Origin of the sequence: Microcystis sp. LE19-8.1F, from assembly GCF_027531715.1 — a bacterium.
GTDB lineage: Bacteria > Cyanobacteriota > Cyanobacteriia > Cyanobacteriales > Microcystaceae > Microcystis > Microcystis wesenbergii_A.
Window position 1 is genome coordinate 1 of the sequence record NZ_JAPZSO010000198.1, and the last position, 22,926, is coordinate 22,926.

Below are 22,926 nucleotides of genomic sequence, written 5' to 3' on the forward strand. Positions count from 1 at the left end.
TCTTCTCCTCGCTTTTTCATTTCAATTAAAACACGAGGTTTCCAAACTAAATCAGCAAATCCGGTTTTACCTTTCTTGCTACCTTTAGTAATCGCCTCCTCATAGGTTGCACCCGCTTCTAACGCACCTTTATGACCAAAAGCTCGAAAGAAACGGTCTAGGAAAATCTGAGCTTCTTTCCTTTCTTTGCCAGTAATATGCTGTTGACAAAAATCAATAAATTCCTGTAAGCTTTCAAGAGTAGTAGTCATCTATAGCCTTTCCATTGGAGTAGGGTGGGCGTTGTAGTGCGATCACCATCTTACACAATAATTCATCATTCATAATTCATCATTCATAATTCATAATTCATCATTCCCATGTAGTCTTAACGGGTTACTCCATCCACCACCGGACGGACATCGCTGCCCTCAAAATAGCCGGGGTTGCCTGTCCAGTTGAAATCCGACACGCGGATGTTGAGTATTCCCAACTGCAGCACGGGGTTATAGCGCAAAATTAAACTATAGGTGCGACGACTCCATTCGAGAAAATATTCTGTACTGATTTCCTTAGCTTGATCGATACTGTAAATACTCTGGAAACCCACACGGATCGGACCATATACCTGTTGAGTTATACCGTAGGACATTGTTTGTTGATCAACAAAGCGATCGAAGAAAAAGGGTGATTGTCCGTTAACCAAACCCTGACTAAAACTAATATTAAACCCGGTATAGTCGAAAAAATTGCGGGAAAAACGCCCAAACTGTCCTAATAATCCCACGGTTCCCGTGACGGAATTTTGCGTCTCTCCATTAGTGTAATAACTGGTGACACCGGTGACACCAGTGACAATAGCAATATAGGGTTGAACGGGAAGAGGAGAAAATCTTAACCCTTGGTCGGGAGTCGGTGGTAAAGTAGGGGCATACCAGAGTAAAAAACTGCGATTGAGGGAGACAGCCCCCTGAAAACGGCTTAAATTAGTAACATTATCCGTTGCATTGGCCGCTAAGAGATCACTGCGATCGGTGGGTGCGTTGATATTCTGAACAGAAGCTTGATAACTGAGTCTAATATCCGTATTCGGGACGACAATCACCGGTGAGGTCAAAATTGCCCCAAAACTGCTATTAACCGTCTGAAAACCCAAAGAACCGTTAAAGAGACGCTCGCGATAATTGTACTCCACATTGAGCAGATAGGGATCCTGCAACTGTCCGATCGTCTGTTGAAAGCGAATCTTAGAACGAACAATATTTTCGATCTGTTCCAAATCTAAATTAGAAAAAGAAGCTGTTGCTTGCAAAAACGAGCGCTCGCCAAAATTAGTGGCAAAATTCCCCAATAAACCAAAAGCTTTCGGACTAAGGGGTGAAACTTCACCACCTCCGGGGTTAGCTGAGGGAAAAGCATCGGGATTGAGGACTTTTTGCACTAAATATTGCGGTGTCAACTCAAAAAGAGTCTTCGGTGTCTCCACTAAAGTTAGGGGACTTTCTACGAAAAATCCGCCCCGATCCTCCCCATCATAGCCCGGGGCAATTAAAAAAGGACGACGACGACGGCGATCGAAAGTGAGACTATTAATAAAAGTGGGGGCCACTACCCGTTGATCGAAAACCAACTGGGAATTACTCATCCGCAACTCATCGGTAAAGGGGCCAGTACTGCGAAAAGTGGCGGAATTAGCCCGAACTTCCAATTCAGGAGGGGAAAAAGGGTCATTAGTCAGACGCACATTAGTGGCATTCCACACCTTACCATCAAAATTCAAGCGTTCGGCCTGAAAACGGACACGATTAATCGTTCCCCCCGACGGACCACTAATATTCTGTCGATCGCGCCGACTGGGATCCTGTCCCCCGACGACAAATTGAAAACCCTCTCCCGTGGTGATTCTCTGCAAGGGTTGATTTAATGTCAAACGATCAGTTAGGGTTGCAAAAGAACTACCGGCCCCCACATCCGTGGGCAGCGTTTGTCCTAAATCCCTAGCGGTGCTGGGTTGAAAAATCTCCCCATTAGCATTAAATACCACACCGCTATCCTGGACGAAATAATACTCGAAGCGATCGCCGCGCAGGATTTGATCTCCCCGGGTTAGGATCACCTGGCCCTCCGCTACCGCTAACTTTTCGGGAAGATTAATCTGTAAGCGATCGGCCGTTAGTACACTTTGGGCAAAACGCAGGGTGACATTACCTCTAGCGGTGATAATCTGCCGATTTTGGTCAAATTCCTGCTCATCGGCCACTAATTCTAGGGGTCTTTCCCCTTCTGGATTAGCGGCCTGATCTAGGCTGTTATTGAGGGAAATCAAGTATTCTTGGCTGGTTTTTTCGCCTTTTTTCCGCACTAATAGCCGAGTCGAGCCATTTTTCTGGTTAAGAGCTTTTTGATTTAATCCTGAAACTATCTCGGTTTCGGGATGAATGGTGACACCAACGGCTGCGGGGGGTGGAGAATTCTGAACAGAAAGGGGTTTTCCTAAAGCTGCCGCATCACCCGCACTGCTAGGTAATGGTTTTAGGGGAATACCCTCATCGGGAACCAAAGGTTTTACCTCGACGGTTTCCGGGGGTGGAGTGACGGTGAGGGGAATAGAAACGCTCTCTTCTGAAGGCTTTTTTGCTTCTAGAGGTGCTGGGGTGACAGGGAGGGGAATTACTGACGCGGGACTATTTTCAGAAACTTGGCGCTCCTCCGTTTCCGGTTCGGCTACAGTATTAATCAGGGCAGGTGGTTCAACAGCTAAGAGAAAAAAAGACATGACTGCACGAGTCGGCGATCAAAATAGAGGACGAGCGAACCTCAATGATACTACCATGATCATTATTCCTAGGGAGACAGGGAAAGTCCGATAACTTGTTCCCTGTGTCTCTACCCTAGAACCGGTTTGGTAATTGTCTTCTACTCAAAGTCTTTGCGTCCGGGGTTACGGGTAGGATCGCCGGAAAGGAAGCCAAAGATAAAAAGTAAGACAAAGAAGGAAACAACGATATAAACGGCGATTTTTAGGGTTAACATTACTAAGACGTTCTCCTTAGACTAGATTAATGCAATAACAGGGTGAGCATACCTTGACCTACTTTACCCTATTTGAGTGATCCCTGAACAGACAAAAGCGATCGGTCTTCAGTTATCAGTTATCAGTTATCAGTTATCAGTGAGCAGTTATCAGTGAGCGGTGAGCAGATGTGAGTTTTGGCTCTTCTAGGTTCTGTGTGATAAGTTTAACTTACAGAGGATTGATCGATCTTTGTGTCCTTTGTGTCTCTGTGGTTCGTTCCACTCACTGCCCCAAGACTGTATCTTAGAATACATTTTACCCACCAAACCTGGGAGAGCCGAGTTTTTAGTTTACTGTTTACTGTTTACTGATCACTTAAAATACGCCCAACCAGCCTATTTTTAGCCAATTTATGAATAATCTCGGTAAATTGTATGTGGTGGGAACGCCGATCGGCAATTTAGACGATCTGACTTTCCGGTCCCTGGCAACTCTCAAAAAAGTCACTCTAATTGCTGCCGAAGATACCAGACACACGGGCAAATTATTGCAGCATTTTGATATTCCGACCCCTCAAATTAGTTACCACGAACATAATCGCCTTTCCCGTCTCGATGAGTTATTAAATATTCTCAGCCAAGGTCAGGATATCGCTTTGGTTACTGATGCGGGAATGCCTGGAATTTCTGACCCGGGTTATGAGTTAATTAAAGCTTGTATAGAAGCTAATATCGAAGTGGTTCCCATCCCCGGAGTAACGGCGGTAATTACTGCTTTAGCGGTGTCGGGATTACCCACGGAAAGATTCTGTTTTGAAGGATTTCTTCCGGGTAAGGAAAAGATGAAACAAGAGCGCTTAGAGGGTTTAAAAACTGAAACGAGAACGATGGTTTTTTATGAAGCACCTCATAAACTTATTAAGACTTTGGAGGATTTACGAGAAACTTTCGGCCCAACGAGAAAGATAGTTTTAGGTCGGGAATTAACCAAGCTTTACGAAGAAATTTGGCGAGGAACTATCGCCGAGGCGATTAATTTATATCGGGAGAATAAAACTCCTAAAGGGGAATTTACGCTCGTAGTTATGGGCAACAATCAGGCCGATAATATCCAATTATCCGATGAGGAATTAAAACGGGAATTAAAACAAATTATCGAAGGAGGAGTTAATCGATCGCAAGCCAGCAGACAATTAGCACAAGTTACTAATTTATCCCGCAGTCGTTTATATAAATTAGCTTTGGAAATTTGATGATTATCAATTTTTATTCCCACCGCTAACCCTCGATTACTTAGCCGACTGAAGTAACAAAATTCCCCCAGCAGTTAATCCTAAAATATTGGGCAACCAAGCGGCCATCAAGGGGGTTAAAACTCCGCCAATGCCTAAGGAACTGGTGACAAAAGATAGGAGATAATAGGAGAAAATTAGGACAATACAAATACCGAAACTGGTGGCTTTATTAGAATTTTGGGGACGTAATCCCAAGGCCGCCCCAATCATCCCAAAAACTAAACAAACAAAGGGTAAAGATATTTTCTGCTCGATTTGAACCTGCAATTTTCTAATTTTGGTGGGATTGCCACTTAATTGCAGTATTTTTAGGTATTCCTGCGCTTGTCTTAGGGTCATTTCTGAACCATCTCGGCCTCGAAAAGCTAAATCTAAAGGGGTACGCGGTAGGGCTAATTGTTGATGTTGAAAGCGGACAATATTACGATAGGAACCATTAGGATCAATTAGATAAATTGTGCCGTTATAAAAATCCCAGATATTTTTTTCAATATTCCAAGAAGCTGATTCTGAGGTAATAATTTGATTAACTTCCGGTTGGGTGCGATCGAGAATGGTTAAACCTAGCATCTCTTGACCGTTAAATCTTTCGGCATAAAATAACCTTCTTAATACCGTTTGGGGTTCCCCTCCATTCGGTTGCCGCACTTTGCCGTATTCAGGATAAATAATATTATCTTCAATAAAAGATTTGCGATTTGGTCGCAGGGCTTTGGTCATGGTAGCATTAGCTTCATAACTGGCAGCTGGAGCCACATAATCATTAAAAACGTAGGTTAATCCCGTCACTATTAAACTTAGCACAATGGCCGGAATTATTAGGCGATAAACACTAATTCCAATACTTTTAAAAGCAATTAATTCGCTATCACTGGCTAAACGACTGTAGGCCATTAAAGCCGCTAAAAGTATTGACATGGGAAAGGCTAAAACGATAAACTCTGGCATTTTTAATAAGAGAATTTTTAAGGCCAAAGTCAAGGGTAAACCCGATTCAGTAATCCGTCGCACTAAATCAAATAAAGTACCGATCGCCACTCCCAAAGAAGTGAATAAACCCATACCAAATAGAAAGGGTAATAATAACTCGACAAAAATATAGCGGTCTAAGATGCTAAATCCGGGTATTCTACTTAAATTTCCTTGCCAATTGCCAACTTTCATGATATAATGCAGCGATTTTTATTAATAACAATTATCTGAAAAAATTATCACCCAAATAATACTGACGCACCAGAGGATTATTATAAAGTTCTTCGCCACTTCCCGCCGCTAAAATCTGCCCTTCGCGCATAATATAAGCCCGATTAGTGATAGCCAAAGTTTCTCGCACATTGTGATCGGTAATTAAAATTCCCATCTGACGCTCCCTTAAACCAGCGATCATCGCTTGAATCTCGGACACGGCGATCGGATCCACCCCAGCGAAAGGTTCATCTAATAATAAAAATCTTGGTCCGTTGACTCCCACCGCTAAAGCGCGGGCTAATTCTGTCCTTCTTCTTTCTCCTCCGGAAACGTAAGCGCCTTTAGTGCCAACAATCTTATCGAGGCGAAATTCTTTTAATAAATCATAGAGACGATTTGCCCGTTGGGAAAAGGGAACCCCCGACTGTTCTAGGGCTAACTGAATATTTTCTGATACAGTTAAATAACGAAAAATACTGGCCTGCTGCGTCAGATAGCCAATACCCAGACGCGCCCTTTGATTAAGGGGTAATTTGGTAATTTCTTTTTGATCGAGCCAAACGCGCCCTTGATTCGGTTTGATTAATCCCGTGGCGATATAAAAAGTTGTGGTTTTTCCCGCACCATTTGGTCCTAATAACCCGACAATTTCCCCCGGGGCAACAGTAATACTCACCCGGTTAACCACGAGCCTTTTACCGTAGGATTTATGGATATTTTCTAATACTAAAGTCATCTTGAGCGGCTGTTGGGTGTGGGGTGTGGGGTGTGGGGTGTGGGGTGTGGGGTGTGGGGTGTGGGGTGTGGGGAGAATACTGCCTTTTGCCTTTTGCCTTTTGCCTTTTGCCTTTTGTCTCCTGACTCGGAGACTCCTGACTCCTAATCACTGCGGGTTAATAATTGGGGCAGCGGGGAGGGAAGGGGAAGGTATGGGTGCGGGTGTCGGGGAAGCAGCCGGTTGGGGGGAAGTTTCGTTATCTTTGACTAAATAAATTGACTCCACCTGCTGACTGGTTTGGGGAGTAGCGATAAATCTGCCCTCATCGACAAGATAAGTCATCGTTTCGGCGCGGATACTGTTGCCTTCCTGCAAAACGTAAACGTTACCCGTCATCACTAAACGACGTTCGCGGCTAAAATACTGAGCTTGGGCGGAAGTGGCCTGCATTTTGCGAGCGGGATAGAACACTTGTACGTTACCTCGAGCAGTAATTACCCCCGTTTTTGAGTTCGCCTCCTGAATATCCGATCGCACTGTCATGGCATTACCCGGTACAATGTTCTGCTGTGCCTTGACTAGGGGAGAAGTACCTAATCCCATGACTAAGCTAGTAGAAACGAGGGCAACTAGCCATCCGCTGATTTTTGCGTATCTTGCTCTCATAGAAATGTCACCTATAAATAGAGTATTTAATCCCCCCTTGATCCCCCCTTGATAAGGGGGGTGCTGACAATTTTAACACCCACCTACTTAGAGGTAATTGTATTGACTAACTAATCTAGCTTTTTAGAGAACGGGATGACTTTTGAGGATTTTCGGCAGAGAACAGATAGATCGATCGAGGTGGGGATGAGGGTGTTCCTGATTGCTTTTCATCCCTTCTAGCACTGCCGGTAAAGCTTGGGGATCGAGATTCTGTAAAAAGTTTAATAGATCCAAACTCTCCCCGACTAAGTGCGTCACGTTGATCCCCTCGTAATCGGGTTGATAGTGTTGTAAACGTCTAACCCCTTCTCCCAAAAGAATTACCGCCCCGCGCCAGTTATTATTTTCTAGATGGTAACAAGCGACAGCAATCTGCAAAATGCCTTGATAAAAGGTTTTTTCAGGCTCTGCGGACTCCATCCACAAAGCCTCTAGGGTATCATGACAAGCATAGAATTGCTGGCGATTAAATTCGTCGATTCCTTGCCCAAAAGCGGTGGCTGTCATTACCCTAAACTAATGCCCCTTCATCGATTCGCGGACTTCTTGGATATAGTCGAGGGAAATTACCTGTTCTTCCCCAGCAAACTCGTTATCGGGGGTAATAAATAGCATACAGTGACATTCTTTCCGTTCCCGCATTGGTACACAGGGACAATTCCAGAAAGTATTTTTTACCTCCGCTTCTTTGTCTTCGTAGTGACGACAGGGACATAAAGGAGCGCCTAATTCGTCCTTATGACGCGCTAATCCCTCAATTACTACCGCTGTCACCGAGAGATCGCTACAGAAGTAAGTATTTGTCCGTCTAGCGTACTGTTCGGCAAAATTCTTCATCGCCTCAAGACTCTTATCTGTGTCTGTGATCTGGCTCATAGTTATCTGATCCCCTTAGCTTTCTAAAAAAAAACTTTTTACTATCCTATCTCGATCCGCTTCCCCTTGGCTGAGGGGAATTTTTAGAATCTCTTTCGATTTGGCGACCGATCCCCTTGTTACTCTAATACGATAAAAAGACTCTCTTTGGCCAAAAGCTCGATTTTTTGGCCAGCAAATGGGAATTATGAGGGCAAAGTTCCTAAAAACCTGTCCTTGATTCCTGCAATCTCTGTCCCCTATCACTACCAGAACATGATTTTATCTTTCTTGCAGACAAATAAAATTTCTGACGATAACACGCCTTGGTGGCTGAAAATTACCTCCCTTTCCCCCCACTGTATTTACTATTTTGGTCCCTTTGCTTCTTTTGAGGAAGCACAACAGCATCAGGGGGGTTATCTACAGGATATAGAGTCCGAAGGAGCGCAAGGAATCAGTCTTTCGATCGAGCGGAGTAATCCCCATTATTTGACCGTTTTTGACGATGGAAATCAGCATCTAGCTAAAACTTTGACTTCCCATGCTCGAACCTTTTCTCGCTTTATTTCTTAAGTCTCCCTGTCCTCTTTGTCAACGGCAGAGCGAGCGAGAGCTTTGCCGTGATTGTGGGCGACAATTACAGTCCTATCGTCAGAATAACCCGCTTTTTCTCTGGCGTGGTTCTATTCCCCTGTTTATCTGGGGACGCTACGAAGGTAAATTAAAACAGGCGATCGCTAAAATGAAATATGATCGCCATCCCGCTCTCGGCTCTTTGCTAGGCAGTTGCATGGGGGAAACTTGGCTGCTTCGTCCTCCCCTCACCGATAAACGTTTGACGGTGATTCCTATCCCTCTCCACCCAGAAAGATTAAAGGAAAGGGGTTTTAATCAAGCAGAAGTCATTGCCGAGGGTTTTTGTCGTTTAACCGGTTATCCTCTGGCTAGTCGCGGATTAATTCGGATTAAGAACACGGCAGCTTTATTTAGTCTGGCAGCCGAGGCGAGAAAAAAGACGATGCAAGCGGCTTTTCAACTGGGGAAAAATTTACCGAAATCAGTGCCGATTCTCTTAATTGATGATATTTATACCACGGGAACCACGATCGAGGAAGCTGTGCAGGTTTTACGCACAGAGGGATATCGGGTAGTCGGTGCGATCGCTCTTGCCAGTTCCAAAATTAGCTAAAATGCCCAGACGGAATCGGTCTAGGCATTTTAGGATTTTAAATTAAGTCCGTTTGATCTTGTCGTATTGACTGATGAAAATCAAACCGATAGTGGCAGGGATCAGGACGATAACCGCACCTAAAACAAGGCTCCAGAGAAAGTTAGCTAAAGAGGGTGTCATGATAGATAAATCCTTTGTCATATTTTCAAAGACTTAGTTTTTTATCTTATCACCTTGGGCGAGAAGACCCCCAGTTCCACGGACAGATAGATGCGATCGCAGGTTATTATAGCGTTTCCTAAGCTAGTGAGGTACACATATTTTTCTTCCCTTTTGACTTTTGCCTCTTGCCTTTTGCCTAAAACCCATAACTTTTGTACCTCAGCAGACTGAAAAACGCTATATATGTCTTCAATCCCTCAAGATAAAGTCTCCCTTGACTTCTCAAGGGGATAGGGATGTTTGACAATAGGTGATAGTTACAAAACTTTAAACTAGATTGGCAAAGATTTTTATGGCTACTGACGATCGCAAACGGCGCATTCTCGATCATCTCTCCAGAAGTACCACTGGTGCTGACTATATTCCTAAAAAACCGCTGCCAATTGTGGAAACTCCCCCGGTGGCAGTGGAACCCGTGGCAGCGCCGCCTCCAGTAACTCCTTCACCGGAATTAACTGCTAAAGAGCGCAAAAGAAAGATAATGTCCCATCTTTCCATGAGTAGTCAAGATTTTGGCGAAATTACTAGCACTACCCCCGAAGAAAAGCGTAAACGCCAAATTAATGACCATCTACGCCAAAGCCAAGGATAAATAGTAAGGAGTGAGAATTAGCAACTAGGCATCTTCTAGACTGTTCTCACTCCCTTATTTTCTGCTGTCGATGGGGATAAGCTAAGACGCATTTAAAGCGCTTATTCTTAAGATTAGCCGAATCTCCCCCAATCCCTTTACTGTTGCCTCTTGCCTCTTGCCTCTTGCCTCTTGCCTCGTCTCAACAAGCAATTTAAATTACGAACAGCTTAATGACAGTTGTTGCAAATCAGTTCCTCGCTCTGGCAACAAGGGAATGTTAAAGTTAGTAATGATCGCTTCGGTGATCGGATGACGTAATTTTTCTGTGGAACCAACATGATAAAAATGCTCTTTAGTATAGATATAAAACTTATCAGCACTCCAATTTTTTTTAATTAAAGGATTGCTTCTAAACTGATTACTGTGCCAAGTGGACAAAATAAACCGACAAGAAATATCCTTTAAAATAGTCACCAAACAATCTTCATCCTCTTCAGACCAAGAGTTAAAATAATCGGTGTGTCTCCCTAAATAAGGAGGATCGAGATAGATCAAGTCTGTTTTTTGCCAATTAGATAAAGTTTCTCGAAAGTCAGCAACTTGAAAATTATAATCAGTTTTAATAAGAATATTTTCTAGGGCAATAACTTGATTGACTATTTTGGTAATATATGCTTGAGAAAATCGTTCTGATTTATGACAGTAAGGGACGTTAAACTGTCCCTTACGATTGAATCTCATCACGCCATTAAAACAGGAGCGATTCAGAAATAAAAAATCTAGAGAATTAGGAGATTGATTAAATCTTTCTCGTACTTGATAATAATAACTTTCTCCCTGCTCCTTAAGAACTTGACCATTTTCTTGCAAAAAAAGCTTAACAGTTTTACTGGTAATAACTTGATTTTTTAGATTATTATAAAACTGGATAATATGAGTATTCGTGTCCGCAAGTAAAGCCTTTTGGGGATTAATATTAAAAGCCACCACCCCCGATCCAGAAAAGGGTTCTATCCAACGCCCAAAGCTCAGATCAGACACAATATTTTTAACATCTTTCACCAATTTAGTTTTAATTCCTTGACACTTAATCGGTGGCACAAGTGGCGTTAACTTCACTAAACACTCTCCTCATTAACAGTAATTTCTATCCACAGCAAACTTAGCTCCTGTTGGCTCGTGAATAAAGGTCAAATTAGGGTAAAAATTTTGTTGAGATACTAACTCTATCTTGGGTGCATCTCATTTTTGCCCTCTCAAAAATTAATTATGCAAGAACTCTATAGTAGGGTTGATTCATGAATCAACCCTACCCAAACCCCCCGTTGGGTGCGTGGCACCGCCCCAAACCTCGGAGCGCATTAGTTTTTCGGTGGGATGCTTACAGGTAGCTGCTGATATATCTGTAATAATTTAAGGATCACTGATAATTGCTGATTGTTGGTATTTCTGCATAAGTGAGATACACCCCTCTATCTTTAATTGGTTACATCTAGCAAAATTATCAAATATGGGAAAAAGAAGCAATTCTAGGATTTTGGAGATGATTTTCGTATCAATAGATATAGTATATACTTCTAGACAGTTTAAATTCAGTACAGCTTATCCCAGAAACCATGGTATCTTGTTAGAACAAATGAACTAAAAAAATCTCTCGTCACCATTCTTGTCAGAATTATGAGAATTACGTTACATTTAGTTAAGATTTAATTGGCTGCGGGGATTAATCTCGAAAAAATAACGTAAAATCCTTGACAAAAACAGCTAAATGAGTTAAGCAAAAATCTTTATCCTAGAACCACTAAACAAACATGAAACTATCCTGGAAAACGATTTTACTGTGGACATTGCCCGCCCTTGTGGTCGGTTTTTTCCTCTGGCAAGGCACTTTTGCCACAGCCACCAGTAATATCGGCAATAACACCGCCAGTACCCGCATGACCTACGGACGCTTTCTAGAATACCTAGACAGTGGTAGGGTTGTCAGTGTCGATCTCTACGAAGGGGGCAGAACCGCGATCGTACAGGCCCTAGATCCAGAACTAGAAAACCGAGTACAACGCCTGCGGGTCGATTTACCTGCCAATTCCCCCGATTTAATCGCCCGTTTACGCGATTCTAAAATCAGTTTCGATGCTCACCCGATGCGGAATGATGGCGCTTGGTGGGGATTCCTCGGTAATCTACTTTTCCCCTTTTTGCTGATTGCCGCTCTCTTTTTCCTGTTCCGCCGTTCTAATAATATGCCAGGCGGCCCCGGTCAAGCGATGAGTTTTGGTAAATCAAAAGCTCGCTTCCAGATGGAAGCAAAAACCGGCATCACCTTTGATGATGTGGCGGGAATTGACGAAGCGAAGGAAGAATTACAGGAAGTCGTCACTTTCCTCAAACAACCGGAGAAATTTACCGCCGTCGGTGCCAAAATCCCCAAAGGAGTCCTTTTAGTTGGTCCTCCGGGTACGGGTAAAACCCTGTTAGCCAAAGCGATCGCCGGTGAAGCGGGTGTACCTTTCTTCAGCATTTCCGGTTCGGAATTTGTGGAAATGTTTGTCGGTGTCGGTGCTTCTCGCGTGCGCGACTTGTTCAAAAAAGCCAAGGAAAATGCCCCCTGTTTAATCTTTATCGATGAAATTGACGCGGTAGGTCGTCAACGGGGTGCCGGTATCGGCGGTGGTAACGATGAACGGGAACAAACCCTGAACCAATTATTGACAGAAATGGACGGTTTCGAGGGGAATACGGGAATTATCATCATTGCCGCCACTAACCGCCCCGATGTTCTCGATTCCGCTCTCATGCGTCCGGGCCGTTTTGATCGGCAAGTAACCGTCGATGCACCCGATTTTAAAGGTCGTTTAGAGATTTTAGACGTTCACGCCCGCAATAAAAAGCTGGCTAACGACGTTTCCATCGAAGCGATCGCCTGGCGCACTCCGGGGTTCAGTGGAGCAGATTTAGCCAATTTACTGAACGAAGCGGCAATTTTAACCGCTCGTCGTCGCAAAGAAGCCATTACCCTCCTAGAGATAGATGACGCGGTAGATCGCGTTATCGCCGGTATGGAAGGCACTCCTTTAGTCGATAGCAAGAGCAAGCGCTTAATCGCTTACCATGAAGTGGGCCATGCGATCGTGGGTACGCTCTTAAAAGATCACGATCCCGTCCAGAAAGTGACTCTGATTCCCCGGGGACAGGCCCAGGGTTTAACTTGGTTCACTCCCAACGAAGAACAGGGTTTAACCACGAAAGCGCAGTTAATGGCCCGGATTTCCGGTGCGTTAGGTGGTCGGGCGGCTGAGGAAGAAATCTTCGGCTATGATGAGGTGACTACCGGTGCCGGTGGCGATTTACAGCAAGTCTCTGATATGGCCCGCCAGATGGTGACTCGTTTCGGGATGAGCGATTTGGGTCCTTTGTCCCTAGAAAGTCAAGGGGGTGAAGTGTTCCTCGGTGGCGGTTTGATGACTCGTTCCGAGTATTCTGAGAAGGTCGCTACTCGTATCGATGATCAAGTGCGATCGATCGTGGAACACTGCCATGAAATTTCTCGACAAATTGTCCGCGATCATCGCGAAGTGATCGATCGAGTGGTGGATCTGCTGATCGAAAAAGAAACGATCAATGGGGAAGAATTCCGGCAGATTGTGGCTGAATACGCCTACGTTCCCGAAAAAGAACAGTTTGTACCACAGTTATAGGTTGATTTCAATCTATAGGCGATCGGGTGGGTTAAGGCTCACCCGATTTTTTTATACTAGGGATTTAGTTATCATCATCGTCATCGTCTTTATTCTGGTCATTATCACCGTCTTTTTGCTGGTTTTCCCCGTCTTTATCGCTATCTTCGTCTTTTTGCGGCGATTCCACCGCAGGAGAGCCATTTTTCGGTTCTTCGGCTTCTTTTCCTCCCTGACAAGCGCCTAAAACCGTAGTCAAGGTTAACAGAATCAGCAAAACTAAGGATTTGATTTTCATAGTCTTTCTCCCCACTCGATCGATAAATATAACAATTTTAAGACTTTTGGGCGGTGGATAGTTTGGCCAATGCCAAGAAAGTGCATTCCCAGACTAAACGGGGTTGAACGTAGGCTAACAGCTGCCGGCGGGTTTTTTCCAAGATTTCTAAAATCGATCGCTCTCGTCGTCGTTGCCAATCCTCATACTGAAGATAACTCACATACCATAATTGGGTTTCCGTGTCAAGAGTTTGAGCGATAATTTTGGCTAATTCCAGTGCTTGGGAGAGTTTTAGGGGAAATTTGCTCAAAGATCGCGGTAAATCTTGGGGGAGACTGTCGAGAAATTCTAAAGCGGCGATCGCTTCTCCCGGGCTACCTTGGGCTAAACCGAGAATTGCCGGATAATTGAGAACGCGAGCGTGTCCGTTAGAGCGGAGGACTTGAGCGAGATTTTCTTCCGAAAGACGCTGAAAAGGGATGTGTTGACAGCGAGAAACGAGAGTGGGTAGTAAAGAGGAAGGACTGGGAGCAATCAGGATTAAAGTGGCTTTTCCCGGTTCCTCAAGCGTTTTTAAGAGGGCATTTGCTGCTGATTCCGTCATGGTGTCTGCTTGCTCGATCACTACCACAGAGCGGGACGATTCCAGGGGAGGACGACTTAAAAAGTTAGTAATCTCGCGAATTTGTTCGATGCGGATTTGCGGGGGAGCTTTACGCTTGAGATTGCTTTCCTGTGCTTCTTTTGCGGTGAGCAGTTTGCCTTGGTGTTGATAAGTGGGTTCAATCCAGAGTAAATCGGGATGATTGCCTCCCAGAAAGCGTTTGAGGATTAATTCCCTTGTTTCCGGCGATCGATCTCTAGTTAACAAGTCTTGACAGAAACATTTTGCGGCCAGATTGCGTCCAATCCCCTTAGCGCCGGCGAATAAGTAAGCGGGAGCGATCGAATTGATTTCAAGCGCTCTTTGTAGTAGTTCAATGGCCTGATTTTGACCGATTAACCGTGACCAATCTATCATCTTTTCCCTGCCATGGCTCGCTATTCCTGTTCTTATTTTGTCGGAATTTCTCCCCATCAAACCGGGCTTTTATACGATGATATCCTAAGTTTGGGTGAATTTGAAATCATCAAGCGCCGGTCCGATGTCTTGCTTTTATCGGAAGTTCCTAACGATGCTCTCTTTCCCCAGTTAGTGAAAGTGGAGTTATTTATTCATCCCCCCACTAGCTCGGAACTTCAGATCGATTTATTGGTAAAAAATCATGAGCTGCCCCTGAGAACTAATAATCGTTGTCGGCAATTTTTCCAATCTATTCACCAGATTATTACCAACAATTATCAAGGGCAATCCCTGACCAGAATTACCGCTTAACCCGATTTGTTCCTGTCTCCGTCAACTGACAAAGACGGGGACAAAATACCATCTTGGCTCTCTTAGGTAACGAACCACAAAGACACAGAGGACACAGAGATTGATCGCTCCTGTATCAGTGAAACTTATCACACAAAGAATAAGAGAGTCGCTCTTTTTGGCGCTTGATAGATTTATCGAGAAAAAATCGATAATTGCTTTAATTTTCGCTTTCCTTCGTCGATTTGAGCGGAGGAAATTGACGACGTAAAAGCAAGGAATTACTCACTACCATAACCGAACTAAAAGCCATTAAAGCTGCCGCCAAGGCCGGACTGAAAGCTAGACCCCAACGGGGCAGTAATAAACCACCAGCAATGGGAATAGCAAAGGTATTATAACCCAAAGCCCAAAAAAGATTTTGTCGGATTTTTTGCCATGTGGCCAGACTTAAATGCAGAGATTGCACCACATCCTCTAGGCGATCGCTAATTAAAACGATCCCAGCCGTTTCCATGGCCACTTCCGTGCCACCGGCCAGAGCAATACCGATGTTAGCCTGTCCTAGTGCAGGAGCGTCATTGATACCATCCCCGACCATAGCCACGATTTTGCCCTCTTTTGTCTGTAGGTCGGCAATTAAGGCGGATTTTTCGGTGGGGGCAACTTCGGCATAAAATTGGCTAATACCCAAACTATTAGCGATCGCTGTTACCACTTCTTGGCGATCGCCACTGAGTAAAATCACCTCTAAACCGAGTTTTTGCAACTGATTAACGGTTGTTTGAGCATCGGGACGCAATCGATCCTGAAAAGCGATCGCGCCGAGTAATTGTTCTTCCATCCCCAGATAAATCACCGTTTTACCCGCTTGTAAAAGCTCTTGAATACTGGGGATAGTTTCATCGATTTTAATGCCGTTCTGCGCCAACCATTGCCGATTTCCCAGAACAATTTTCGACCCCTGCACCCTTGCCGAAACTCCCAATCCGGCCACAGTTTGAAAATCTTCCCCCGTCAGGTTAGTAGGGGGAGTAACCGCGTCTAAAATCGCCTGAGCAAGAGGATGATTAGTACCACTCTCCACTACTGCCGCTAATTGTTGAATTTCCAGGGGATTAAGGATAGAAAAACTCAAACAATCGGTAATTTCCGGATGACCTTGGCTAAGGGTTCCCGTTTTGTCAAAAACCACCGTTTGCAGTTGCGAGACGGTTTCCAAAACATCACCCCCTTTAATCAAAATACCCCGTTCGGCTGCTAAACTGGTTCCCACCAGTAGGGCCGTCGGTGTGGCTAAACCGAGAGCGCAGGGACAAGCGACCACAAGCACGGAAATCGCTAATTTTAGGGACAAAAGTAGGGGAGAAGTGGGTTGAATCATCTCGTGGTGTCCTGTGGTTGACCCTAACACCTCTGGAAAAAGCCTAGTTCCCCAAAAATACCAAAAGAGCAGCACAATTAGGGCAATTATCATGACTCCGTAGGCAAAATAACCCGCTACCCGGTCCGCTATCTTCTGCACTGGGGCCTTGCGAGTTTGGGCTGATTCCACGGCTGCGATAATCTTAGCTAGGGTGGTATCGGTCCCCACCTGACGAGTTTGCACGGCGATCGCACCAGAGAGATTGAAACTGCCAGCAATGACTGGATCTCCCATTTCCTTAACCACCGGCAGCGATTCCCCCGTTAATAAAGCTTCATCTACCGTGGTTCTTCCCTGAATAATCTCCCCATCCACGGGAATTTTTTCCCCGGGTAAGACGCGCACCCATTCCCCGACGCGCACCTGTTCCACCGGAATCGCCACGCCCACACGGTCATCTGTACTACCAATCAGGTGAGCCACTGCCGGTTGTAGGGAAGTAAGCGCTTCTAAGTCTGCGGCTGCGCGATGACGGGAATGCGCTTCTAGAGTCCGTCCGAGGAGAATAAAACCTAACAGCATGACTGGTTCATCAAAAAAGCACTCTAAACCGAGATTAGGGAAGATAAGAGCCAAACAACTGGCTATATAGGCGCTACCTGTGCCTAAACTAACGAGAGTGTTCATATTTGGCATACCGTGCCGTAATCCCCGCCAACCATCGATGAAAATATCGCGGCCGGGGAATAAAATGGCTAGGGTGGCTAAAGTCCAGTGAAAAGCAATACTTTGAAAGATGGGGATTTCTGGTCCCCCGATGTGGTGTAAGTGACCGATCAGGGAAAAAACCAGTAAACAACAAGCGATCGCTAATCGGTATAATTGTTGTTGCCGTTCTTTTTGTTGGTTTTGCAGCCGTTGATTTTGTTGAGAAAGGGGAGTCGATGAGCTGCGCGGTTGGGAGGGGAATCCAATCGCGGTTAATTTTGCGGCTAACTGCTCTGGTGCGATCGCATCCGGTTGGTATTCAATCACGGCAATTTCCGTGATTAGGTTAACTTGGGCCGATTTTACCCCTTGATTTTGGCTGAGTTGTCGTTCTACGGCACTAACACAGCCGGCGCATTTCATGCCTTTTACGTCTAGAGTAGCGGTTTTTAGTCCAGTTTCGGCGGCTAGGATCATAGAAAAAGTAGGCAAGGATGGTCTTTACTTCTATCCTAGAAATTCTCGGCCGATTTTTAAACTATTTTAGCGAGTAGGGTTACAGATAGATGAAATTTCAGGTTCTTCGTTACTTGTTATGGTTCGATAGGAGGGCATAAATCGACTAAATCCTTATTTGGCAAGAGATTTAATTGATTAGTTCGCTCTAGATCAAAAACAATTGACAAAAATCGCCAAATGCCTTTCTATATAAGGGTTACATCCCTTATAACTCCCGTCCATTGCATAACACAAACCGAAGAACCAAATTTCATTACAGATAGCTGAAATTTCAGGTAGCCGATCTGGTAGTGGACTGACACAGCTAAAATAGGGCAATAGATAGGCTCAACTGAGGACATCAATCATGGGAAGATGTAGGCGAGATAAAGTTCATCTGACAGTCGCACAACGAGAAAACTTTGAACAAATCAGTGGGGGAGGGTTCATAACAGAGTATGCTAATCGGCATAACACGCTTATCGTAATATTATACGGAAAACTTCTCGCGATCACTCCATTTGAGTGTAATATACGGAAAGATTCTTAAAAAAATGAGTATTTGGCGTGATATAAGGAAAATTTCCGCATAATATATAGTTATCCTTACCATTGCTAAACCCACATTCCGCAGACGCTACAGACAGCGTGAAAGTACAAGTAAATGCTTTTTATGCGTGGCGTTAATTTGCTTTAGTACGCTGGAAATAGAGTAGTTCCGATTAATTGCTCTATTCGTGGCGGCAACCTGCGGAATGTCGGCTAAACCCTTTTCGCTTTGATTAGTTTGAACTTGATCTGAACTGAATTGAACTTTAGGATACCTCGATTAATTGCCCCTATCCTCAACAAGCTTGAATTTTTCAATATGTCCTTATAAATGAGGTTTTTATGAGCGAAGACAATAATCAAGATAAAATTGAACAGCAGTCAACGATCATCAGTCCTAGTGGAAAAGACAAGAATCCCAGAAATTGGTGGATCGAAATTGTTTCATTGATAGCAATGAGTTATCTAATCTTTAGCCTAATTAGCCCAATGTACTTTGAAGAAAAGCGACAACCTCGAAGGATTGAAGCTCCTGATATTATACTCATTGCTCTTGTATTTCTCTTTAACTCTGGTTTACTAAACAGATTAGAGGACTTTGGTGTTTCCAAGGATGGTGGCGTTACGGCTAAGTTTAAACAACTAAAGCAAGAAGTTAATGAACAGAAAAAACAAATTGATGAGCTTCAAGCGCAACAACTAGAACAGCTAGAACAACAACAAAAAAATCTAGGAGAGACACAAGAGAATTTAGAACAAACACAAGCATTTATGTATAATTTTTTGCTTGGAGAGAAGGATTACGAAAAGATCGATCAGCTTAACTATCATTCTAAAACAAGTTCAAATTATGATTTTTATGTATCAGAGAAGGTTGGCGATGAGTTAAGACGTTTACGAGATTTAAAGTTGATTGCGATGAAATCTGGATATGTTGGCTATCTAATCCAATTGAGTGATTATGGAAAACGCTCAATTGATCTAACTAAATATTTTGAGGTTACAGATTTAGGCAAAAGGTTCTTGGAAACCCGTGAAAAGTTAAAATCAAAAAGTCAACAGCAACCCAATAGTTCTCAAGAAACTCCAAAAATTGAGTAGTGCGATCGCCGATCTTGTAGGGGGCGGGCGAAACGTTGAACGAAACCAAGAATCAAAAAGAAACTTGGAAGTGGAAAACACCGTTCGGCAAGTTGAAAACTCAGAAACTTGCATAACTCTCGTCAACTTGTGGGTTAAATTCCCACCCCTTTGGCAGTCAAAGGTGAAACGGCAAACAGCCAACCGTCACGCTGAGTCCAGTGTAAGACGCTGAAAGCAAGCAGGAAAATACGCTAACCCCCCGAATAGCCTAAAGGAAAAGCGTAACCGAAAGTTCATCAAGACAATACCTTACTCGAAAAACCCTGCTCTACTATTAGAACTAGAGGCGATCATTTTGAGGGCGACTGAGCCACCCTATAATGTTCAAATTCATGCTGGAGTCCTAACCCATGCAAGCGAAACTTTCAGAGCAAATCTCGTCCACTGATGCAGAAATTATTTTAAGACGCTTACCAGACTGGATTCAGGATGCTTTGATTGCTCGCGCTACTGAAATTGATTATCCCGTTGAAGCGATTATTGAGATGGCAATCGCCAGTTTTTTAGACACAGAGGCATTAAGTTTTGCCGACTGTAAGCCAGGGCGAGGTCAATAAGTGCGATGGCTACCGCTGTAGGGTGCGTTCCCTAATGCAGGATTTTTGAGAACGCACCATGCACATTGATTGAAGCTGTGAGGTTAGGTGCGGTGCTGCTCTTGTGGGCCCAGTTGAGGAATGTTAGGGAAGATTGCGAATGTTTAGGTTAAAATAGAGGGGCAAAAGTTGCCACAGGGTCGCTTCAATGACAGTTCGACAACCCCGCTACAGCAAAGAAGAATTTGCCCGACGTGGACACGAAGTCTATGAATCTCAGGTACGCTCCCAAATCGAGGAAGGGAATCATGGGAAGATTGTAGCAATAGACATCGAAACAGGGGCTTTTGAAGTGGCTGACGACAGCCTAACAGCTGCCAAACAACTGTTAATACGTTTTCCTGATGCACAAATATTTGGTATTCGCATTGGACATCGTGCCGTCCATCGTTTTGGCTTTCGTTCCCCCAGTGTATCGCCATGATGATGGGGAGCGTCAATTCGCGCCGAGAAGCAATTATTCAATTCGTAGTGCTAGGCGAAAATCACCAGAGGCAAGCGATTAAAGCAGTTATTGACACTGGTTACACTGGATTTCTCACGTTGCCTTCTGCTATCATTACAACACTAGGATTAACGTGGTATATGCAAGAAGAGGGAATCTTGGGCGATGGAAGCCTCTGTATGTTTAACGTATTTGAGGCAACTGTGATCTGGGATGGTCAGATCAAATCTATTGAAATCAATGAGTCAGAGACAGATCCATTAGTTGGTATGGGTTTACTTGATGGCTATGAGTTGAATATTCAGGGTTTTGCTGGGGGATTAGTGACAATTAAACCTTTGTCATAGTCTCTAGTTAGAAAAATGTCTAACAAATCACTGCACCCGACCTATGATTAGACTACTTATACCAAATTTCTAAATTCCTGACAGTGCGATGCCGAAGGCACTGCCTAGCAGTGCGTTAATGAAATGTAAAGCATCTTTTTCTGTGGCATGATCAGTTCGACAACCGACAATCTATAATCATTTCAGATAAGTCTGATACACTCTAGACCAGTTAAACTCTTATGGACTCTGGCATTGATATTCTCAATCTTAATTGAAATGACTATACGAATTGCAGTGCAGACAATACCTTACTCGAAAAACCCTGCGCTACTATTAGAATTAGATGCGATCATTTTGAGAGCGACTGAGCCACCCTATAATGTTCAAATTCATGCTGGAGTCCTAACCCATGCGAGCGAAACTTTCAGAGCAAATCTCGTCCACTGATGCAGAAATTATTTTAAGACGCTTACCAGACTGGATTCAGGATGCTTTGATTGCTCGCGCTACTGAAATTGATTATCCCGTTGAAGCGATTCTTGAAATGGCGATCGCCAGTTTTTTAGACACAGAGGCATTAAGTTTTGCCGACTGTAAGCCAGGGCGAGGTCAATAAGTGGGATGGCTACCTCTGTAGGGTGCGTTCCCTAATGCAGGATTTTTGAGAACGCACCATCCTCATTGATTGAAGTCGTTAGACCGCTTCAATTTTAGGGTAATAGTTGCTAAGGTTCGCTAACCTCACCGGTGAAGCCACCTAGGGAGAGGTTTTTGATCGCTAAAAAATTCTTTATTCTCCATAAAGACAATAAAATCTCTATTCTGGAAGCATAAAGAGGCTTCAGGCGAATTTAAAGGCACATTTAAGCTATATAAATCGAATATTTACACTTTTTTCAGCTAATCAAGCTATTAATGGCTTGATTTATTTGCATCTAACCTAACTAAGAGTGTATAAATTTTTCTTCAATGTATTGTAATTGTTTTTTATTTCATATAAAATACAATCTCAGGAAAAATACCTAGCAATCTCCCATAAATAAACAAAGGAGCCGATGACATCGTGATCCATGAGCCTAGACCCGAAAAACCGAAAACCCTCTTACCTTTTATTTCTCTAGCTACGGCTGCCGTCGTCACAACGGGAATTGGACTAGCTTCTAGTCCCCTATCGGCATCGGGGAATCTGCTGGCAAGTCCGGATAAACAGCAAGCTAAACAACAAACCGTGGAAATCACCCTAGTTTCCTACGCGGTGACTCAATCGGCCTACTCAAAAATCATTCCTCTATTCGTCAACAAATGGAAAAGAGAGAAAAAACAGGATGTGGTGATTAAACAGAGTTATGGCGGCTCTGGTTCCCAAACCCGCGCTGTTATCGACGGATTAGATGCAGATGTGGTAAATTTGGCTATCGGTTCCGATGTGGAACGCTTGCAAAAAGCGGGTTTAGTTAACCCCGGTTGGCAGAAAGAACTCCCCAATAACGCCATCGCCACTCGTTCCGTGGTAGCTTTAGTTACTCGTCAGGGCAATCCCAAAGGAATCCGCAACTGGCCAGATCTAGCCAAATCGGGGATTAAAGTCATTACTGCCAACCCGAAAACCTCTGGGGTGGCCCGGTGGAATTTTCTGGCCCTGTGGGGATCGGTAACTCGGACCGGAGGCAATGAAGCACAAGCGACCAATTTCGTCCGTAATGTCTATAAAAACGTTCCTGTACTACCCAAAGATGCCCGGGAGGCCAGCGATGTATTCTTTAAACAGGATCAGGGGGATGTGCTGCTTAACTACGAAAACGAGGTGATTCTGGCCCGTCAAAAAGGAGAAACCGGTTTTTCCTATACTATTCCTGCGGTCAATGTTTCGATCGATCCGCCCGTGGCCGTAGTGGATAAAATAGTTGATAAACGCAAAACCCGGGAAGTAGCGACAGCTTTTGCCCAATTTCTCTTTACTCCCGAAGCGCAGCGGGAATTCGCCAAGGTGGGTTTCCGTCCCGTTAATGCTAATGTGGCTAAAGAGTTTAGTAAACAATACCCAAAAGTGTCGAATCTGTTCCCCTATACGGCGGTCGGTAGCTGGGATGCGATCCAGAAAAAATTCTTCGCTGATGGGGCGATTTTTGACCAAATTCAGCGTTAATTAGTCTTGATCCGTCAGCCGTCAGCTAGATAACTGTGATTACAAAAGTAATGGCAGAGATAGTTGATTGCTGATGGCCAAAAAAACAAAACTGATAGTTAGTAAGT

26 protein-coding genes are annotated in these 22,926 nt (G+C 44.1%); 12 read left to right on the top strand and 14 right to left on the bottom strand.

Features of this window, described 5'->3' with window-relative positions; translation table 11 throughout:
* The 3 genes from O9334_RS18410 to O9334_RS18420 all read right to left on the bottom strand — a co-directional run.
* The coding region (locus O9334_RS18410; RefSeq protein WP_353737868.1) for a type IIL restriction-modification enzyme MmeI at positions 1–251 on the bottom strand (251 nt) is incomplete at its 3' end.
* Positions 252–367: 116 nt separating this feature from the next.
* On the bottom strand, positions 368–2,755 hold the full coding sequence (locus O9334_RS18415; protein WP_288001706.1) for a DUF3769 domain-containing protein: 2,388 nt from the start codon (positions 2,753–2,755) through the stop codon (positions 368–370).
* Positions 2,756–2,895: 140 nt separating this feature from the next.
* Positions 2,896–3,012 (bottom strand): photosystem II reaction center protein I, encoded by a 117-nt coding sequence (locus O9334_RS18420; protein WP_002732356.1) that lies wholly within the window; start codon positions 3,010–3,012, stop codon positions 2,896–2,898.
* Positions 3,013–3,407: 395 nt separating this feature from the next.
* On the opposite strand from O9334_RS18420, the gene rsmI reads away from it, so the two are divergent.
* Positions 3,408–4,247, top strand: coding sequence for a 16S rRNA (cytidine(1402)-2'-O)-methyltransferase (rsmI, locus tag O9334_RS18425; RefSeq protein ID WP_045356562.1), 840 nt, complete (start codon positions 3,408–3,410; stop codon positions 4,245–4,247).
* 36 nt (positions 4,248–4,283) lie between these two features.
* On the opposite strand, the gene O9334_RS18430 is transcribed toward rsmI, so the two are convergent.
* From O9334_RS18430 to O9334_RS18450, 5 genes are all read right to left on the bottom strand, one after another.
* Positions 4,284–5,453: an LptF/LptG family permease gene (locus O9334_RS18430; RefSeq protein WP_190381429.1), complete on the bottom strand. Its 1,170-nt coding sequence runs from the start codon at positions 5,451–5,453 to the stop codon at positions 4,284–4,286.
* A 31-nt stretch (positions 5,454–5,484) separates the two neighbouring features.
* Positions 5,485–6,213 (bottom strand): LPS export ABC transporter ATP-binding protein, encoded by a 729-nt coding sequence (gene lptB, locus O9334_RS18435; RefSeq protein WP_045356564.1) that lies wholly within the window; start codon positions 6,211–6,213, stop codon positions 5,485–5,487.
* A 147-nt stretch (positions 6,214–6,360) separates the two neighbouring features.
* The gene (locus O9334_RS18440; protein ID WP_045356565.1) at positions 6,361–6,861 is read right to left on the bottom strand and encodes an LptA/OstA family protein; all 501 of its coding nucleotides are present in this window, start codon (positions 6,859–6,861) and stop codon (positions 6,361–6,363) included.
* A 123-nt stretch (positions 6,862–6,984) separates the two neighbouring features.
* Positions 6,985–7,410 carry a DUF309 domain-containing protein gene (locus O9334_RS18445; protein ID WP_045356566.1) on the bottom strand — a complete coding sequence of 142 codons (426 nt, stop codon included), beginning with the start codon at positions 7,408–7,410 and terminating at the stop codon, positions 6,985–6,987.
* Positions 7,411–7,419: 9 nt separating this feature from the next.
* Positions 7,420–7,779 (bottom strand): ferredoxin thioredoxin reductase catalytic beta subunit, encoded by a 360-nt coding sequence (locus O9334_RS18450; protein WP_045356567.1) that lies wholly within the window; start codon positions 7,777–7,779, stop codon positions 7,420–7,422.
* Between the two features lie 255 nt (positions 7,780–8,034).
* On the opposite strand from O9334_RS18450, the gene O9334_RS18455 reads away from it, so the two are divergent.
* Both O9334_RS18455 and O9334_RS18460 read left to right on the top strand, forming a co-directional pair.
* Entirely contained in the window at positions 8,035–8,334 is a 300-nt protein-coding gene (locus tag O9334_RS18455) for a DUF1816 domain-containing protein (RefSeq protein ID WP_045356624.1), read from the top strand.
* Positions 8,303–8,950 (top strand): ComF family protein, encoded by a 648-nt coding sequence (locus O9334_RS18460; protein WP_045356569.1) that lies wholly within the window; start codon positions 8,303–8,305, stop codon positions 8,948–8,950. Before O9334_RS18455 ends, O9334_RS18460 begins: the two co-directional genes overlap by 32 nt.
* Before the next feature lie 42 nt (positions 8,951–8,992).
* Here the strand turns inward: O9334_RS18460 and psbX are convergent, their stop codons facing one another.
* Positions 8,993–9,112 (bottom strand): photosystem II reaction center X protein, encoded by a 120-nt coding sequence (gene psbX, locus O9334_RS18465; RefSeq protein ID WP_002733679.1) that lies wholly within the window; start codon positions 9,110–9,112, stop codon positions 8,993–8,995.
* A 334-nt stretch (positions 9,113–9,446) separates the two neighbouring features.
* On the opposite strand from psbX, the gene O9334_RS18470 reads away from it, so the two are divergent.
* Positions 9,447–9,746: a hypothetical protein gene (locus tag O9334_RS18470; RefSeq protein ID WP_045356571.1), complete on the top strand. Its 300-nt coding sequence runs from the start codon at positions 9,447–9,449 to the stop codon at positions 9,744–9,746.
* Between the two features lie 198 nt (positions 9,747–9,944).
* Here the strand turns inward: O9334_RS18470 and O9334_RS18475 are convergent, their stop codons facing one another.
* Both O9334_RS18475 and O9334_RS18485 read right to left on the bottom strand, forming a co-directional pair.
* Positions 9,945–10,847, bottom strand: a complete 903-nt coding sequence (locus O9334_RS18475; RefSeq protein ID WP_288001724.1) for a DNA adenine methylase — start codon at positions 10,845–10,847, stop codon at positions 9,945–9,947.
* Between the two features lie 294 nt (positions 10,848–11,141).
* Positions 11,142–11,255 (bottom strand): EcoRV family type II restriction endonuclease, encoded by a 114-nt coding sequence (locus tag O9334_RS18485; RefSeq protein WP_238567726.1) that lies wholly within the window; start codon positions 11,253–11,255, stop codon positions 11,142–11,144.
* Positions 11,256–11,539: 284 nt separating this feature from the next.
* Here O9334_RS18485 and ftsH2 point away from each other — a divergent pair, with 284 nt between their 5' ends.
* Positions 11,540–13,426 carry an ATP-dependent zinc metalloprotease FtsH2 gene (gene ftsH2, locus O9334_RS18490; protein ID WP_288001725.1) on the top strand — a complete coding sequence of 629 codons (1,887 nt, stop codon included), beginning with the start codon at positions 11,540–11,542 and terminating at the stop codon, positions 13,424–13,426.
* Positions 13,427–13,490: 64 nt separating this feature from the next.
* Here the strand turns inward: ftsH2 and O9334_RS18495 are convergent, their stop codons facing one another.
* Positions 13,491–13,703 carry a neurohypophysial hormones like protein gene (locus tag O9334_RS18495; protein ID WP_288001726.1) on the bottom strand — a complete coding sequence of 71 codons (213 nt, stop codon included), beginning with the start codon at positions 13,701–13,703 and terminating at the stop codon, positions 13,491–13,493.
* A gap of 37 nt (positions 13,704–13,740) precedes the next feature.
* The gene (holB, locus tag O9334_RS18500) at positions 13,741–14,706 is read right to left on the bottom strand and encodes a DNA polymerase III subunit delta' (RefSeq protein ID WP_002795934.1); all 966 of its coding nucleotides are present in this window, start codon (positions 14,704–14,706) and stop codon (positions 13,741–13,743) included.
* A gap of 12 nt (positions 14,707–14,718) precedes the next feature.
* On the opposite strand from holB, the gene O9334_RS18505 reads away from it, so the two are divergent.
* The gene (locus O9334_RS18505) at positions 14,719–15,060 is read left to right on the top strand and encodes a hypothetical protein (protein WP_045356581.1); all 342 of its coding nucleotides are present in this window, start codon (positions 14,719–14,721) and stop codon (positions 15,058–15,060) included.
* Positions 15,061–15,259: 199 nt separating this feature from the next.
* Here O9334_RS18505 and O9334_RS18510 read toward each other — a convergent pair whose 3' ends face one another.
* Complete coding sequence (locus O9334_RS18510) at positions 15,260–17,590, bottom strand: heavy metal translocating P-type ATPase (protein ID WP_288001728.1); 2,331 nt, start codon at positions 17,588–17,590, stop codon at positions 15,260–15,262.
* Positions 17,591–18,502: 912 nt separating this feature from the next.
* Here O9334_RS18510 and O9334_RS18515 point away from each other — a divergent pair.
* The 6 genes from O9334_RS18515 to O9334_RS18540 all read left to right on the top strand — a co-directional run bounded on the left by O9334_RS18515 (position 18,503) and on the right by O9334_RS18540 (position 22,819).
* A complete protein-coding gene (locus O9334_RS18515; RefSeq protein ID WP_288001729.1) occupies positions 18,503–19,261 on the top strand; it encodes a hypothetical protein in 759 nt (252 codons plus the stop codon).
* Positions 19,262–19,653: 392 nt separating this feature from the next.
* A complete protein-coding gene (locus tag O9334_RS18520) occupies positions 19,654–19,860 on the top strand; it encodes a hypothetical protein (RefSeq protein WP_147070942.1) in 207 nt (68 codons plus the stop codon).
* 187 nt (positions 19,861–20,047) lie between these two features.
* Positions 20,048–20,323: a hypothetical protein gene (locus tag O9334_RS18525; protein ID WP_002733756.1), complete on the top strand. Its 276-nt coding sequence runs from the start codon at positions 20,048–20,050 to the stop codon at positions 20,321–20,323.
* Entirely contained in the window at positions 20,320–20,691 is a 372-nt protein-coding gene (locus O9334_RS18530; protein ID WP_002793820.1) for a hypothetical protein, read from the top strand. Before O9334_RS18525 ends, O9334_RS18530 begins: the two co-directional genes overlap by 4 nt.
* A gap of 391 nt (positions 20,692–21,082) precedes the next feature.
* Positions 21,083–21,289 carry a hypothetical protein gene (locus O9334_RS18535; RefSeq protein ID WP_045356590.1) on the top strand — a complete coding sequence of 69 codons (207 nt, stop codon included), beginning with the start codon at positions 21,083–21,085 and terminating at the stop codon, positions 21,287–21,289.
* A gap of 447 nt (positions 21,290–21,736) precedes the next feature.
* Positions 21,737–22,819 (top strand): sulfate ABC transporter substrate-binding protein, encoded by a 1,083-nt coding sequence (locus O9334_RS18540; protein WP_045356592.1) that lies wholly within the window; start codon positions 21,737–21,739, stop codon positions 22,817–22,819.
* Positions 22,820–22,926 lie beyond the last annotated feature (107 nt).